At 67.0% G+C, this 14,023-nt stretch carries 12 protein-coding genes and 4 pseudogenes; 7 read left to right on the top strand and 9 right to left on the bottom strand.

Annotated features, from left to right (window positions below):
* Positions 1–132: 132 nt before the first annotated feature.
* A pseudogene (locus OG456_RS37465) lies at positions 133–1,249 on the bottom strand (PP2C family protein-serine/threonine phosphatase).
* Between the two features lie 457 nt (positions 1,250–1,706).
* Here OG456_RS37465 and OG456_RS37470 point away from each other — a divergent pair.
* From OG456_RS37470 to OG456_RS37480, 3 genes are all read left to right on the top strand, one after another.
* The gene (locus OG456_RS37470) at positions 1,707–2,150 is read left to right on the top strand and encodes a transposase (protein ID WP_266569600.1); all 444 of its coding nucleotides are present in this window, start codon (positions 1,707–1,709) and stop codon (positions 2,148–2,150) included.
* Between the two features lie 473 nt (positions 2,151–2,623).
* Entirely contained in the window at positions 2,624–2,833 is a 210-nt protein-coding gene (locus OG456_RS37475) for a hypothetical protein (RefSeq protein WP_266569601.1), read from the top strand.
* 220 nt (positions 2,834–3,053) lie between these two features.
* Positions 3,054–3,380, top strand: a complete 327-nt coding sequence (locus OG456_RS37480; RefSeq protein ID WP_266569602.1) for a hypothetical protein — start codon at positions 3,054–3,056, stop codon at positions 3,378–3,380.
* Between the two features lie 100 nt (positions 3,381–3,480).
* Here the strand turns inward: OG456_RS37480 and OG456_RS37485 are convergent, their stop codons facing one another.
* Complete coding sequence (locus OG456_RS37485) at positions 3,481–4,557, bottom strand: IS110 family transposase (RefSeq protein WP_266570716.1); 1,077 nt, start codon at positions 4,555–4,557, stop codon at positions 3,481–3,483.
* A 430-nt stretch (positions 4,558–4,987) separates the two neighbouring features.
* On the opposite strand from OG456_RS37485, the gene OG456_RS37490 reads away from it, so the two are divergent.
* Positions 4,988–5,620, top strand: a complete 633-nt coding sequence (locus OG456_RS37490) for a hypothetical protein (RefSeq protein WP_323136421.1) — start codon at positions 4,988–4,990, stop codon at positions 5,618–5,620.
* 118 nt (positions 5,621–5,738) lie between these two features.
* On the opposite strand, the gene OG456_RS37495 is transcribed toward OG456_RS37490, so the two are convergent.
* From OG456_RS37495 to OG456_RS37505, 3 genes and pseudogenes are all read right to left on the bottom strand, one after another.
* On the bottom strand, positions 5,739–6,161 hold the full coding sequence (locus tag OG456_RS37495; RefSeq protein ID WP_266569603.1) for a hypothetical protein: 423 nt from the start codon (positions 6,159–6,161) through the stop codon (positions 5,739–5,741).
* Complete coding sequence (locus OG456_RS37500) at positions 6,158–6,988, bottom strand: IS5 family transposase (RefSeq protein WP_266569604.1); 831 nt, start codon at positions 6,986–6,988, stop codon at positions 6,158–6,160. Before OG456_RS37500 ends, OG456_RS37495 begins: the two co-directional genes overlap by 4 nt.
* 114 nt (positions 6,989–7,102) lie before the next feature.
* Positions 7,103–7,351, bottom strand: a pseudogene (locus OG456_RS37505) (ISAzo13 family transposase); the annotation flags it as partial.
* 111 nt (positions 7,352–7,462) lie between these two features.
* Here OG456_RS37505 and OG456_RS37510 point away from each other — a divergent pair.
* The 3 genes from OG456_RS37510 (at position 7,463) to OG456_RS37520 (ending at position 11,880) form a co-directional block, all read left to right on the top strand.
* On the top strand, positions 7,463–9,154 hold the full coding sequence (locus OG456_RS37510) for an ISAzo13 family transposase (RefSeq protein WP_266569605.1): 1,692 nt from the start codon (positions 7,463–7,465) through the stop codon (positions 9,152–9,154).
* 205 nt (positions 9,155–9,359) lie between these two features.
* Positions 9,360–10,985, top strand: coding sequence for an IS4 family transposase (locus OG456_RS37515; protein ID WP_266569606.1), 1,626 nt, complete (start codon positions 9,360–9,362; stop codon positions 10,983–10,985).
* Positions 10,986–11,643: 658 nt separating this feature from the next.
* The gene (locus tag OG456_RS37520; RefSeq protein WP_266569607.1) at positions 11,644–11,880 is read left to right on the top strand and encodes a hypothetical protein; all 237 of its coding nucleotides are present in this window, start codon (positions 11,644–11,646) and stop codon (positions 11,878–11,880) included.
* A gap of 115 nt (positions 11,881–11,995) precedes the next feature.
* On the opposite strand, the gene OG456_RS37525 is transcribed toward OG456_RS37520, so the two are convergent.
* From OG456_RS37525 to OG456_RS37535, 4 genes and pseudogenes are all read right to left on the bottom strand, one after another.
* Positions 11,996–12,478, bottom strand: coding sequence for a cupin domain-containing protein (locus OG456_RS37525; RefSeq protein WP_266569608.1), 483 nt, complete (start codon positions 12,476–12,478; stop codon positions 11,996–11,998).
* A 14-nt stretch (positions 12,479–12,492) separates the two neighbouring features.
* A pseudogene (locus OG456_RS37530) lies at positions 12,493–12,753 on the bottom strand (zinc-binding dehydrogenase); the annotation flags it as partial.
* 196 nt (positions 12,754–12,949) lie between these two features.
* Positions 12,950–13,180: pseudogene (locus OG456_RS50895) on the bottom strand (transposase); the annotation flags it as partial.
* Positions 13,181–13,203: 23 nt separating this feature from the next.
* Positions 13,204–13,977, bottom strand: a complete 774-nt coding sequence (locus OG456_RS37535) for an SDR family oxidoreductase (RefSeq protein ID WP_353963597.1) — start codon at positions 13,975–13,977, stop codon at positions 13,204–13,206.
* Positions 13,978–14,023: the final 46 nt, after the last annotated feature.

The following is a 14,023-nucleotide window of genomic DNA, read 5'->3' on the forward strand; positions in this document are numbered from 1 at the left end:
GAAAATTCCGGAGCCGGGCGGGACCCGCGGCCCGCGCCAAAGGCCGGCCACGACAACATGGCTGTCCCCGTGACAGCGAACCTTGAGCACGTGCCATCGATTCTTTGAGTGGTGCAAGAGGGGGCCGGGTGATCAGGCCCGGGGCGTGGTGGGGCGTTGTATGACGATCATGGCGGCGTCGTCGTTCAGGTGTCCGCCGACATAGTGCAGCAGATCACGGCGCAGGCGGTCGAGGAAGGCGTCGGGATCGTTCTCGCTCCAGCCTGTGATGCGCTCGGCGAGCGGGTAGAAGGTGCCGGTGGAGTCGCGGGCCTCGGTGACGCCGTCCGTGTACAGCAGCAGAAGGCCTTTCGGCTCGAACGGGAAGCTGTCGACGCGGTAGCGCGGATGCGACAGTTCGCCGAGACCCCAAGGGGGGTGCGGGACGGCGGGCGTCCATGGTCGTCGGCCGGCCGTCCCGGAGAACGATCGGCGACGGGTGACCGCAGGAGATCATCTGGACCCGGCCGCCGTGGTCGGGGATGTCCAGGATGGCGGCGGTGATGAAGGTTTCTCCGAAACGGCTCGTCTCCCCCGGCTCCATCAGGTCCCAGCACACGCTTTGGTCGAGGTAGGACACCAGCTCGCCCAGGCTCGCCTGGCGGTGGGCCGCGACACGGAACGCTCCGAGCAGCAGGGCTGCGTCATTGACCGCAGTCAGCCCCTTTCCCCGCACGTCGCCGATCATCAGCCGGGTGCCGGAGATGGTACGTGCCGCCGCATACAGATCCCCGCCGATCCGGGCCTCAGCCTCCGCGGCAGGGTAGAGAGAAGCGACGCGCAGCGGCCCGATCTCCTTGGGTAGTGGCGGCAGAACCACACGCTGGGCGGCCTCGGACACGTACCGCACTTGCGCCAGCACTTTTGCGCGACGCTCCCGCACTACGCAGAAGATCACCAGGCTCATGCCGACCAGCACCAGGGCGATGATCTGTGCCTGGTCGTTGGACGAGAGTAACTGCTCAGGATCGCGCACCAACCCGATGGCCGTCTGCGCGATAACCGCCAGTGCAGCGACCAGGCCCACCGTCCAGGGCCCGCCGAACAACGGCGTGATCGCCGGTGCCGCGACGAGCAGCGCACCCAGGTGAATGTTGGGCGGAGCAAGATCGTCGATCACGGACACCGTAATAATCCACGCGATCGGGATGGCGATCAACGCCCGACCCGCTCGCACCGGCCGTCGAAATCCTTCGAGGCGCTGCGGCATGACTCCTGTCTACACCGGCCTTCACCAGCTCGCACGGGCGGAGACGGACAGTGCGGTCGCCTGCCCCCGCCCTGACTGCCAGGAACTCGTGCCACTCAAACTTCCCTACGTTGTCTGCGGGACAGGGCGAGCCCTTCGTATGGTTGGCCCACCCAGGGGCGTCGGGTGTGGCTTTCAAACTTCTGCCGCTTGCTACCGCGGCAACAAGATCCCCACACCCTGGGCCCCTGCGACCCCCTGACGGCAGAGACCGTGGAGAGCCCGTTGCGTCGAGAGGCGCACGGCGGGTTCGGCGAGAGGTCCGGGGAAACGGACCGGGAGCAATCCCGGCACCGCGCCCCGGGCCTACTCAGCGACGAAGCCGGCCAGGGGCGAGGCCGCCCAAAGGCCGCACCTGGGGCCGGCGAGGCCACACACCCGTCGTGCGCGTCACCGCCGCGGGACCAAATGCGTTTCCATGGCCGCGCTGATCTGCACCAAGCCCGGCCACTGGTCCCGGCTCATCTACCGTATCCACCTCGACCGCGGCCCCGCGAAAGGCCGGCGAAAGGGCTTCACCGAGACCGACTACGCCCGCCTGCTGGATGCCGCGCACCAGCAGCTCGGCGGCCCGATCGTCCTGGTCTGGGACAATCTGAACACGCACGTCAGCCACCGCATGCGCCAGCTTGTCGATGCGCGATTATGGCTGACCGTCTACCAACTTCCGGCATACGCTCCGGAGTTCAACCTGGCCGAAGGCGTGTGGTCGCACCTGAAACGGTCCCTGGCCAACCTCACCAAACACAGCCTCGACCAGCTCACCGCTCTGGTGAAGACCCGGCTCAAACGGATGCAGTACCGCCCCGGCCTCCTCGACGGCCTCATCGCCAAGACCGGCCTCGACTTCCAACCGCCATAACCTCAGCCATTGAAGATCTCTAGACAGACAGTGATTCATCACGGATGTTCCAGACAGCCTTCACTCCCAGCTGGTGCTCACATCCGGCACCTTCCCAGGGCTGTGTGAAGTCCTCAACTTCTTGCACGGAAGAAGTCTGCTCTGTCCGCCTGCGTAGGACGGTCGGCTCGATACCTCCGAGCCGTTGCTGAAAGTCGGCCTGCAGTCGGTCCAATGTATTGAGAAAGTCCTTCAGGAAAGGCAGTTCCTGATGCACTCTTTCTCGTCGCAAGCTGCTCTCCTGGGGAGCGTTCAGGTGGGTACGCGTTGAAGTGGAAGCGCTGGGGTGCTCTGGGGGCACGGTAGGACTGGTAGCGCAGGCACAGCTTCGATGGGCGCTGGACTCGGCGGAAGGAAACGACGTATCTGCTGTCACGCCCTCACAACGATCTTCCTCCATGCCGGAAACGAGGCATTCGAGTGGCTTGCCGTAAATGCCCGCCCACCTCGACGCCGCGTACGCGGCTCTTGCGGCGCTGTCCCGGACGGTGCCCTGGTCTGTGGAACCGGACGAGAGCGGCATCGCCGCGACCGGCCACGGCCCCCACGCCATCGCACGGCCGCCGACCACGGGCCACACGGAGCAGCAGACCGCCGAGGTCGCCCGACCGTCCGTGCCCCGGCTCCCGGCCTCAGGGGGGTGAAGAAGCCGATAAGACACCGTCACCGCAGCGGCACGAGACGTGCCGCTGCGGCCGGAAGGGAGCAGGGGCAATGCCACGGGATATCTGTGCCACGCTGATCCTGCACCTCACACAGGTACCCCCACCTGGTGAGGGCGGGCCGACCGCGCGGCTTCCCCACGCGGACGACACCACTACAGGTGTCCGCCTCCCAGCCCGCTCTCATATCGCGGAGAACCGCGTGAAGATCCCTACGCCCATAACCGCCTTCGCCTCGGGCTTCAGTACCACCGCCGCCAGCATGCCCTGGCCGATCGTGATCCTCTGTGTCCTCGCCAGCGTGGTGCCCTCCGTCCTCGGCTACCTGGCCAACCAGTACCAAACGCGTCGCCAGTTCGACTTCGCGGACAAGCTTCTGGAAGCGACGAACACGATCCCGGCGCGAGACCGTGTCGAGCTGACCCGCCACCTCGCCCAGGTCGCCACCCAAGGTCTCCATGCGACCTCGCTGGCTGACTCGGATGGGCCAGCCCCAACCGCACCCACCGTCCCCGGTACCCCACCATGACGGCAGCATGGCCGCCGGGCAGCCGGGACAGAACTCGGCGCCTGGCTCGGCAACCAGCGCTCCCGGGCCGCGTGGTCCCCCCCGAGGCTGCTATATCGCGTCAAGCTGCTTGAGCAAGATTCTCGGAGTTCGTCCCAGCGTCTCGGTCGGAGCGTTCGAGGATCTTGAAGAGTTGGCGACAGATCGCTCGCTTGAGGCAGCGTTGCGCGTCGCGGGAGGTCTTGCCCTCGGAGACCCTGCGGGCGACGTACGCCTTCGTGATCGGGTCGAGTCGCATCCGGATCAGCGAGATGGTGTGCAGGGCCCGGTTGAGCTGCCGGTCGCCGCTGCGGTTGAGACGGTGGCGATTGGTCAGCCCGGAGGAGGCGGGAATCGGCGAGACGCCGGCAAAGGACGCGAAGGCGGCCTCGGACCGGAACCGGCCGGGATGGGACCAACTGACCAGGATCTGCGTCGCGGTGATCGGCCCGACGCCGAGCAGGTCCAAGAGCTCCGGCGCCACCTCACGGACCAGAGCGAGCATCTCGTCCTCGAGTTCCTTGGCCTCGGCCTGCAGGGCCTGGATCCGCTGAGCGGTGGAGCGCAGGGCCCGTACGGTCATCCGGTGCTCGATGTCCTGGGCCGGTCGGTCCCGGAGCTGGGCGCAACGGGCTATCTGGGCGGGACGCTTGAGTTTCCGCAGCTCGGAGCGGAGGTCGTCCGGTGCGGACACGATCAGCGACTTCAGCTGGTTGATCGCGGCGGTGGAGGCGAGGACAGCTCCGTGGCGGGTGGCGAGGAGGACCCGCAGGGCTTCGCGTCCGCCACGGAGCCGGGGCTGGATCAGATGCTCGCTGGCCAGGGCTTCCTTGGCTGCGCGGATCGCGTCGATCATGTCGGTCTTGCGTCCGCCGCGGACGGCGGGGCGCTTGGGCCTGCAGACTTCCACGACGTGCTCGCCGGCCTGGTTGAGGAAGGCGGCCAGTCCGGCGCCGTAGCTGCCGATGCCTTCCAGGGCCCAGCTGCGGCGGCCGGGGATGTGAGTGCGAGCGAAGTCCAGCAGCCGCCGGTATCCGCGGGCGTTGGCCGGGGCATCAGTGCTGGCCAGGACGGCGCCGATAGGGCTGACAGCGGCTGCGGCGAGGGTGTCGCGGTGGGTGTCGACGCCGATGACGCCGTCTACCTGTTCTGCGAGCATGGTCACGCGGTTGCTCTCCTTCATGGACGAAACGACCGTGGTCGGCGTCGGCCTGGGTGGAGTCACCGCGTGGCAGAACTGTGATGAGTCACGTCGAGATGGCGGACAAGCTGCTGATCAAGCCAACGTGGTGGGCCAGGTCGACGTCGACGTCCGGCAGACATCTCGGGGGCACGACAAGCCCTGACGGGCCGTCAGTTACCTTGCGAGTCATGCCGGAACGTCGACGCCGATCCTGGCAGCAGCCCAACCCGGGCCGCAGCTCCACTCTCACAGTTACCTTTTTCGTGGCTATCGGTAGGTTCGGATATTCGGGCGTGCGGAATAGGGCAGCCGGGACCGATGTCTTCAGCTGGACCGGTCGTGGTGCTGCGGGAAGCGCAAAGGGCCGGGGGCCGGGGTCCCTGGCCCACTGGGTAGCGTCTCCCTGGTGAATCTCAACCTCTTCAACGATGTGCCCGACGGCCTGACCCGACGAGCCCGATCGTTCGTTCAAGCACACGGCGTCAAGGTCGATGTCCGGCCCATCGCTGAGCACAGACAGTGGTGGCTTGAGCGAGACATCCCGGCGGCGGTCCTTGACCGGATGGTGGCTTATGAAGAGCGCTGGGGAGGTCTGGTTCTACCACCCGCATCGCAGTACGACGGCGGCCCGCGGTACCTCGAAGCGGACTCCCCCGAAGGCTCTGCATCCGAAGGATGGTGGTTCGAAGCAGGGATGCAGCGGACCGCAGTTCCCTATTCGTTCATGATCGGACCGTCTGGCGAGTTCGGCATCCACGCAGATCAGTGGGTGCCCCTCCATGCCACCGTCGAGGGCTGGGTGGAGTCGCTCGCGCTGACGGACCACGCGTCCACGTGCGCGAAGCAGATCGTCAAGGTCACCGGTGACGATGTCAATGGCATCGTGCTGGACGGGTACGAGCAGGTGCGCGAGGTGATGGGTGTTGCCGACACCTGGTGGCGAGGAGCCGACTCACTTGTGGCGGTCTATACAGGGGGAGGCCGAGGCTCTCTCCTTTCCGCGAGGCCGAACCGCGTTGATCTACTCCGGCCTGGATGAGTGGGGCCTGCGAGGAGGTGTCAAGGACAGCGACAACTGAGAGTGCGGAACGTGAGTTCTTGTCCGTTTCGTAGTTGAGGTTGGACAAGGATCGCTGGTCATGGGCGCGAGATGGTCCTCAAGCGCCGGGGCGGGCGAACAGGCCGGGTTCGGGCTCGGCGAGGACGCCGCGGCTGACCAGGCGCTTGAGTTTCGAGCGGATGCCTTCGGTGTTCTTCGGGAGGATTGGCAGGTCGAGGGCCTGGCACAGGTCGCGGGCGCGCATCGGCCGGCCTGTGTCGGCCAGGGCGGTGAGGATCTGCTGGTAGGCGGGGTGGTCCGGGATGTCGGGGCCCTCCGGCTCGGTGGCGGGTGAGGGCAGCGGGAGCGTGAGGAGGGTCTTGCGGGTGATGCGCAGGTTCTCGCTCTCCGTGTCGATCTCGCCGAGCTGCCGGGTGAGTTCCTCGATGCGGTCCCGCAACTGCCCGGCCTGGTCGGTTAGTTCGCGCTCACGGTTCTCGATGTGTTCCAGGATGGCCTTGACCTGCGGGTTGTCGCTCATGCGGTCCTCCAGGAGGCGAGGGTGGCTCCGGTGAGGCGGCGGCTCATGACCGAGGTCATCGCCCACAGAACGCGGGAGCGGGAGGAGGCGGGACGGTGTTCGTAGTCGCGTACGAGACGGCGGTAGAACATCAAGATCCCGTTCGTCTGCTCCACGATCCACCGCTTCGCCTGCGGAACGAACCCGCGCTGGTCCGGGTTGCGTTCGACGATCTCGACGTCGATGCCCACGGTCTTGCCGTGCTCGACGACCTTGTTCTTGAAGCCCTGGTCGACCAGGGCCTTGGTCACCGTGTCGCACTGTGCGGCGACACCGTCCAGCAGGGCGATACCGGCGGCGTTCTCGTGCGCGGAGGCGGGCAGCACGACGCAGTCGATAACCAGGCCCAACACGTCCACGGCCAGGCATCTCTTCCAGCCCGGGACTCTTTTAGCGGCCTCCTTGCCGGTCGTGGTGGCGGGGACGCCGACCGCGGCGTGGATACTCTGCGTATCCAGGACCACCAGACTCGGATCGGCTAATCGCCGCTTCTTCTCGCGAAGTTGCCACCGCATCAGATCGTGGACGGTCTGGTCGGTGCCGTCATCGCGCCACTTGTAGAAGTAGTACTTCACCGCGCCGGCGGGCGGCAGGTCGTGGGGCAGCAGGTCCCACTGGCAGCCGCTGCGGTTCTGGTACAGGATCGCGTTCACGATCTCCCGCATCTCGTATCTGCCCTGATGGCCGCTGACCGACGGATGCGTGGCCTTCCAGGCTGTGATCACGGGCTCGACCAGGGCCCACTGCTCGTCGGAAGCGTCACTCGCGTACGGCTTGCGCATGCTCATGCCACAACCCAAGCGAACCCCGAACGCCTGACCGGCCGCGATACCCCAACATCACACCATCGAGCGATCACAAGCCGGACAGAAGATCACGTACCGCACTCTCAGATCCACGACCCGTTTGCGACCCCCGCCCGGACGCCGCACCCGCCCCAAAGGCTCCTCACCCGCCTCAAGTTCGAACACGCCCTTGCGAATCGTCGTCTCGCTGACCGCGGCGGCCTGGGCGACAGCTCGGACGCCGCCGTGTCCCAGCCCTCGGGCCTCCTCGGCCATCAACAGCCGTCGCTGCCGCTCGTCTAGATGCGGGAGCAACACCGCGAACTTGACGGCGAGTTGGGTACGAGTCTCATCCGGGATGCGCATACCACGTCAACGAGATTCAGAGCGGGTAGCAACACCTTGATTCCCGGCAAGTCCTTAGGGCCCGTAAAGAATCAACTCGTTGCTTCGTGGTCTCCCTGTCGTTGGTGGGGTATGCGCATACCGAGCGAGGTTCGTGACCAACTTGCCCTGAGATTCGGAGTGTTGTTCCCTCATCTGAATGAGCGACAGCAGCGGCTGGCGCTGGCCGCCGAGGCCCGGCTGCTGGGGCACGGCGGGGTCCGGGCCGTCGCGCGTGCCGCAGCGGTGAGCGAGACGACGGTGCGGAAGGGTGTCTTCGAGTTGGAGGGCGGTGAGGACCCACTGCCTGATGGCCGGGTCCGCCGGGACGGCGGCGGTCGCAAGAGCGCCGAGGAGCTGGACCCGCTCCTCGTTCCGGCGTTGCTGGCGCTGGTCGAGCCGGATGAGCGGGGCGATCCGATGTCGCCGCTGCGGTGGACGACCAAGTCGCTGCGGTCTCTGGCCGGGGAGCTGACGCGGCAGGGCCATGCCGCCTCGGCGCCGACTGTGGGCAGGCCGCTGCGGGAGAACGGTTTTAGTCTGCAGGCCAATGCTAAGACGCTTGAGGGCGCTCAACACCCCGACCGGGACGCGCAGTTCCGGTACATCAACAACCAGGTCAAGGACCACCAGGCGGACGGCGAGCCGGTGGTCAGTGTGGACACGAAAAAGAAGGAAGTCGTCGGGGAGTTCAAGAATGCGGGACGTCAATGGCGGCCGGCCGGTGAACCCGTGCGGGTTGACGTCCATGACTTCCCCGGTGATGCACTGGGCAAGGCCCTGCCCTACGGGATCTACGACCTGGCGGCGAACACCGGCTGGGTGAACGTCGGTACGGATCACGACACCGCAGCCTTCGCGGTCGAATCGATCCGCCGTTGGTGGAACGGGCAAGGACGCCTCGACTACCCGCAGGCCAGACGTCTGCTGATCACTGCCGATGCCGGCGGCTCCAACGGCTACCGCACCCGGGCCTTCAAGACCGAGTTGGCTGCGTTCGCCGCCCGGACCGGCCTGGCCGTCACGGTCTGCCACATGCCGCCGGGCACATCGAAGTGGAACAAGGTCGAGCATCGGCTGTTCTCCGCGATCACCATGAACTGGCGCGGCAGACCGCTGAACAGTCATGAGGTTGTTGTGAAGTCCATCGCCGCGACCACCACCCGCACCGGTCTCACCGTCCACGCCGAACTCGACACCGGCGCCTATCCCACCGGTGTGAAGGTCAGCGATGCCGAGCTGAACGCGGTGCCGGTCACCGGACATGCCTTCCACGGCGAATGGAACTACACCGTGCACCCCCACCCTGCCGGCCCGGCAGGCCCCACCGGACCAGCACCCGGGCCGACGGCGGTCTTCGACCGCGGTGCTCTGTCACATCCCGCGCTGACCGGCATGACCAGCATCGCACTGACCGAGCTGACCGAGACCCTGACCGCCGACTGGCAGACGCTGCAGAAACAGGACGCCGTCACCCGACGCGACGGCCGCGAGCGACGCCGGGCCCCGGGCGGCGGCCGCAAAGCCAAACTCGACCTGGCCGACCGGGTCCTGGTCACCGTGCTGCAACAAAACCTCGCCCTGCCGCCTACCGTGCTGGCCCACCTCTTCGCCGTCAGCAAGGACACCATCCGACACGCCACCAGCGAGATCCGGCGACTGATGGACCAGCACGCACACACACCCCGGCCCCCAGCAGCACACCTCAACACCCTGGCGGGACTCCTCGTTCACGCCGCCGCACACGGCGCGACCCTCACGACAGAGACCAAACCAGCAAGTTGATTCTTTACGGGCCCTTAGGCAGCGGCATCAACACGCCCTCGCGGCATAACCATCGAGTGTCCAGGATCACGGGGAAATTTCCAAGGCCGGGTAGTTAGCGAACTCGCAGGTCATGCAAGGGGTGTTGACGAGTTTCCGATATGGAGCAACGGAGCTCGTTGGTACAGGCAGTCGTCCAAGACAGCTTGTCCCGCAAGGAGCTCCGTTGCCTTCTCATTGTGTCCTGCCGCCTGCGCTGACGGCCATCACCCGAACGGTCACGGTGGCCGCGGGCCGGTTCGCTCCCGGACATCTGGGGGAACTGACGCCGATCATGCCGTTCGAGCTGGTCGACGCGGTCTTGTCGGAGACCGGGACCGTGCAGCGGCGGTTGCGTGATCTGCCCTCGCGGGTCGGCGTCTACTTCCTCCTGGCGATGTGCTTGTTCCCCGAGGTCGGCTACCGGCTGGTCTGGGACAAGCTGACCGCCGGCCTGTCGGGGATGCCGATCGTCTGCCCGAGCACGAAAGCGTTACGTGATCTGCGTCGCCGGCTCGGCAGCGCGCCGGTGCGGGCGTTGTTCGAGGTGCTGGCCGGGCCGTTGGCCCAGCCAACCACGCCGGGGGTACGGTTCGGCCCGTATCGGACGGTGTCGTTCGACGGCTGCAGCTCGATCAAAGTGCCCGACAGTGAGCGCAATCGGAGCTGGCTGCGGCGGTGCCCGCACGGCGGTTATCCCCAGGTCGAGCTGATGACGCTGGTGGAGACCGGTACCCGGGCCGTGGTCGGGGCGGTCTTCGGCCCTACCCGGGAGGGCGAGACCTCGTACGCCACCAGGTTGTTGCCGCATCTGGTCCCCGAAATGCTGGTCTTGTGGGACCGGGGCTTCGACAGCAACGACTTCCTCGCCGCCGTGCACGCCACCGGCGCACGGGTCTTGGGCCGCATCAATCAGCGCCGCCGTCCACCGGTTCTGAAGGCACTCGCCGACTCTTCCTACCTCTCGGTCATCGGCGGCGTCCGGGTACGCATCATCGAGGCCCGAGTGAGCGTCATCTGCACGGACGGCAGCACCTTCGAGGGCTCCTACCGTCTGGCAACCACGTTGCTGGATGCCCGCCGCTACCCCGCCGACCGCCTCGTGCACCTCTATCACGAGCGTTGGGAGCACGAGAGCGCCTACTACGCGCTCCGCCACACCATCCTGCACGCACGGGTCCTGCGCTCTCACGATCCGGCCGGCGTCGAGCAGGAGATGTGGGCTCTGCTCACTCTCTACCAGCTTCTGCGCCGCACCATGGTCGAGGCAGCGGAGTCCAGGCCAGGCACCGACCCAGACCGCTGTGGCTTCACCGTCGCCTTCCAAACCGCTCGCGACCTGCTGGTATGCGCGGAAGGAGTCTTCGAGCAAGGCATCGGGGAGATCGGCCGACGAGTCCTGTCGGCGCTGTCCCCCGCACGGCGGTCCCGTGTCAGCACCCGCAAGGTGAAGTCCCCCATCTCCCGTTACGCGGAAAGGAAACTGGACGGCCGACCCGACGGCAGCAAGGTCGTGACCTCGACGACGATCACTCTCCTGCCGCCCCCACCGCCACAGCCCGCACTGCCCGCGACGACCGACCGGGAGAACACCGGCAACCGCATGGCACGTGTCCTGACCATCCTGCAGGCAGAGCCCGAACGGCTGTGGCGATCAAGAGAGATCGCCGAGCTCCTCGGCGACGTCACCCTCGTCGCCACCTATCGCCAACTCGCCCGCTGGGCCGAGAGAGGAATGATCAAGAGAGTCCGCACGGGCCGCTACGCGGCAATCACGATGCCGCCCCCCTTGCGTGACCAGCGGAAACGCTAACTACCCGGCCTTGGGGAAACTTCATCCCATAGGTGGCGAGCCGCTGGTGTGGGTGCACTCGTTGGACGCGGGAAACGACCGGGGCGGCCTGCTGATCCCGTTCCGTCTGGCGGCCAAGGCCGCCAACCTCGGTCTGTGCATGTATTCACCCCAGGAGTGCGAGCTGGAGTGGCTGGGTGGCGCACCCGCCTTGGCGGCGCTGTTCCCGGAGGCCTCCATGTCGTTGTCCGAGGTGGTTCGGCGAGTCCACCCCGATGACCGCGGGGCTCTGCGGCGGCTCGTGCGTTCGACGGCCGCCCGGACCCCTGGATCAGGTTGCGGTTCCTTACCGAGCGCGATGGCTGGCACCTTCTCGTCTGCCGGGCCCGTCGGATCATTCTGGGGTTTGGCGGCCCTGAGCGGGTCTTCGGAGTGATCCGCGACGACACCAAGAGGGAAGCGCGCCGACGCAGAGCGACGGACGCGCTGAGTGCTGAGCGTCAGCGCGCCGACGAGATCGCGGCCTTCTCCTCCGCCCTGATGACCGCAGTCACGGAGCAAGAAGTACAGCAGGTCGTCCTGACCCGGCTCGCCGCGACCTTCGGTGGTACCGGAGCCGCGCTGGCTCGTCACGTAAGGCCGCCTGCGCGTCTCCTCCGATGCCGGGATCCCGATACCGGTGGCCGCCCTGCACGGCCTGCCGCTGGACGCCCCCAGCGCGCTGCCCTATGTGATCCGCCCCGGCGAGCCGCAGTTCATTCCCAACCAGGAGGACTACATCCCCCGCTGGCCGCACGGGGCCATGGTGCCGTACTTCGACCAGGTCGACTCCGGCTACGCCATCTCGATCACCTCCCTCAGCCCGATCGGCGATAAGCCGCTCGGGGCCTGGCTGGTGACCTACGAGCCGTCGTAGACCACCGGTTGGTGTGGCCTGCGTCGCGCACTTCAGACGCGTCTTGGTGGCCGGTGGTGTGTGTTGCGGCAGGGGCAGAGGTTGTGCGGAGCGTTGCCGCCCGCTGTGCCCCGGGCTATGACTTCGGGTCGTCGACCTTGAGCTTGTCTCCGGTGTTGGAGACGAAGACGACCAGGAGCTTGGCCCGTTTGGTCCGGCTGGTGTTCTCGGTGAGGAGGTGGTGGGCGCCCGGCTGCTCGACCCAGTTCTCGCCCTGGTGGTAGGTGGTCACGGGCTTGCCTTCGAGCTGGCTGCGCACGGTGCCTTCGAGGACGTAGGCGTAGACGAACGCCTGGCCGTGCCGGTGCGGCAGCGCGCGTGCATTGGGCGGGAAGTCGACGACCGCCGAGGTGAACGTCTTGCCCTTCACATTCGGAAGGGCCTGCTGGAGCAGCGGCTCGAGGGTTTCGGTGGGGGGCGTTGATGCCATGGCCGCAGGCGATGCCACGGCCGCGGCCGGCCGCGTGGCGTGGGCGGGCTGGTTGGAGGTCGAGCAGGCCGTGGCCGCAGTCAGTGTGGCGACGGCCAGCAGGCCACCGGCGATCCGCATTCCGATCATGATCGGTCTCCTGTTCAGTCTTCGGTGACGCAGATGATCGTCTTGCCGGGGGTGCGCTTGCCGCGGGCGAACGCGGAGGGTGCTTCGGCGAACGGCCGCACAGCACCGACGACCGGCTTGAGCCGGCCGTCCCTTACCCGCTGGGCGAGGTCGATGAGCCGGGCGCGGTCGGGTTCGACGACGAAGAAGACCGCCCGCCCGTCCTTGGGCTGGACCTTGGGCGGCATGACGATGGTGACCAGCGTGCCACCGGGGCGGACCAGGGCGGCCGAGCGGTGTGGGCCTCCTCGGGATCGGCCGAGGGCGTGATCGTCCGGTTCGTCCCGCCGGTGCATCCCCCTTTTCGGCCGGTGTCCGCGGCGTGCTGGTGAGCGCGGAAACGATAGCGGAGTCGATCTGGACCAGCCAGTCGATGTCGCCGGCGGCGTCGGCGCGGGCTTGTATCTGCTGCAGAGCGCCGGTGAAGGTGCCGTCGATCGCGTAGCGGCGGAAGCCGGTGTACACCGTTTTCCACGGTCCGTAGCGTTCCAGCAGGTCACGCCAGGAGATCCCGGTGCAGATCTTGTAGACCATCCCGTTGATGACCTGCCGGTCCTCCACACGCGGCCGACCCGTAGCGGCGCGCGGTATCAGCGGAGCGAGTAACTCCCACTCTCGATCGGTGAGTTCATGGCGGCGCATCACCACACCGTGATCCATCATCTAATGATCTTTAAAGACGGACCCTAGTTGCGGCCTGCCATGACCCCGCCGTCGACGTTGAAAATGGCGCCCGTCGTCCAGCTCGATGCCGACGAGAGGAGAAAGACGATCGCGGCGGCCACATCCTGCGGTGTGCCGACCCGGCCGAGGGGGTGCAGCCCGCCCAGCTGCTCCATCGCGCCGTCCAGCTGGTCTGCGGGGAAGACCTTCTCGAACAGGGGGGTCCTCGTGACGGCCGGAGCCACGGCGTTCACACGGATGCCCTCGCTGGCGAGCTCGATGGCCAGGTTGTGCGTGAGGGCGTGCAGGCCCGCCTTGGCCATCGAGTAGGCCGACGACGGTGTCACGGCGAGGGCCTGGTGCGCCCACATGCTGCCCACGTTCACGATGGCGCCGCCCTGACCCCCGGTGACCATGCCCCGGACGATGGTCTGAGTCAGGAAGAAGGTCGCCCTGTTGAGGTCGTGATAGGCGTCGTAGTCCGCGACCTCGTAGTCGAGGAAGGGCTTGGGCTTGAAGAACCCTGCCGAGTTGACGAGGAGGGTGGCGTCGGGGTGATCCTCCGACAGCTGCTTGTGCGCCTCGACGACCTGGTTCCGGTCCGCCAGGTCGGCCGCGATCGACCACGCGCTGCCGGAGCGCGACAGGGTTGCCACGGCGTCGTCGAGCTTCTGACCCGGGCGGCCGACGATCACCGCGCTGCCTCCCTCCCCGATCACGTCTTCGGCGACCTTGAGACCCATGCCGCTGGCGCCGCCGATCACGACGAGTTTCTTGCCTTCGAATTCCATCGCCACGCGGTTCCCTCTCTATTGAGCGGTGAACATTTCTCTTTTGTGCTGC

The organism is Streptomyces sp. NBC_01446, from assembly GCF_026340095.1.
GTDB lineage: Bacteria > Actinomycetota > Actinomycetes > Streptomycetales > Streptomycetaceae > Streptomyces > Streptomyces aureus.

What these genes read in the sequence shown, in the direction of transcription:
- OG456_RS37500 (WP_266569604.1), bottom strand. Translation starts at nt 6,988, where the DNA reads ATGAGCATGCGCAAGCCGTACGCGAGTGACGCTTCCGACGAGCAGTGG.
- OG456_RS37470 (WP_266569600.1), top strand. Translation starts at nt 1,707, where the DNA reads ATGGCCGCGCTGATCTGCACCAAGCCCGGCCACTGGTCCCGGCTCATC.
- OG456_RS37525 (WP_266569608.1), bottom strand. Translation starts at nt 12,478, where the DNA reads ATGATCGGAATGCGGATCGCCGGTGGCCTGCTGGCCGTCGCCACACTG.
- OG456_RS37495 (WP_266569603.1), bottom strand. Translation starts at nt 6,161, where the DNA reads ATGAGCGACAACCCGCAGGTCAAGGCCATCCTGGAACACATCGAGAAC.
- OG456_RS37475 (WP_266569601.1), top strand. Translation starts at nt 2,624, where the DNA reads ATGCCCGCCCACCTCGACGCCGCGTACGCGGCTCTTGCGGCGCTGTCC.
- OG456_RS37510 (WP_266569605.1), top strand. Translation starts at nt 7,463, where the DNA reads ATGCGCATACCGAGCGAGGTTCGTGACCAACTTGCCCTGAGATTCGGA.
- OG456_RS37485 (WP_266570716.1), bottom strand. Translation starts at nt 4,557, where the DNA reads ATGCTCGCAGAACAGGTAGACGGCGTCATCGGCGTCGACACCCACCGC.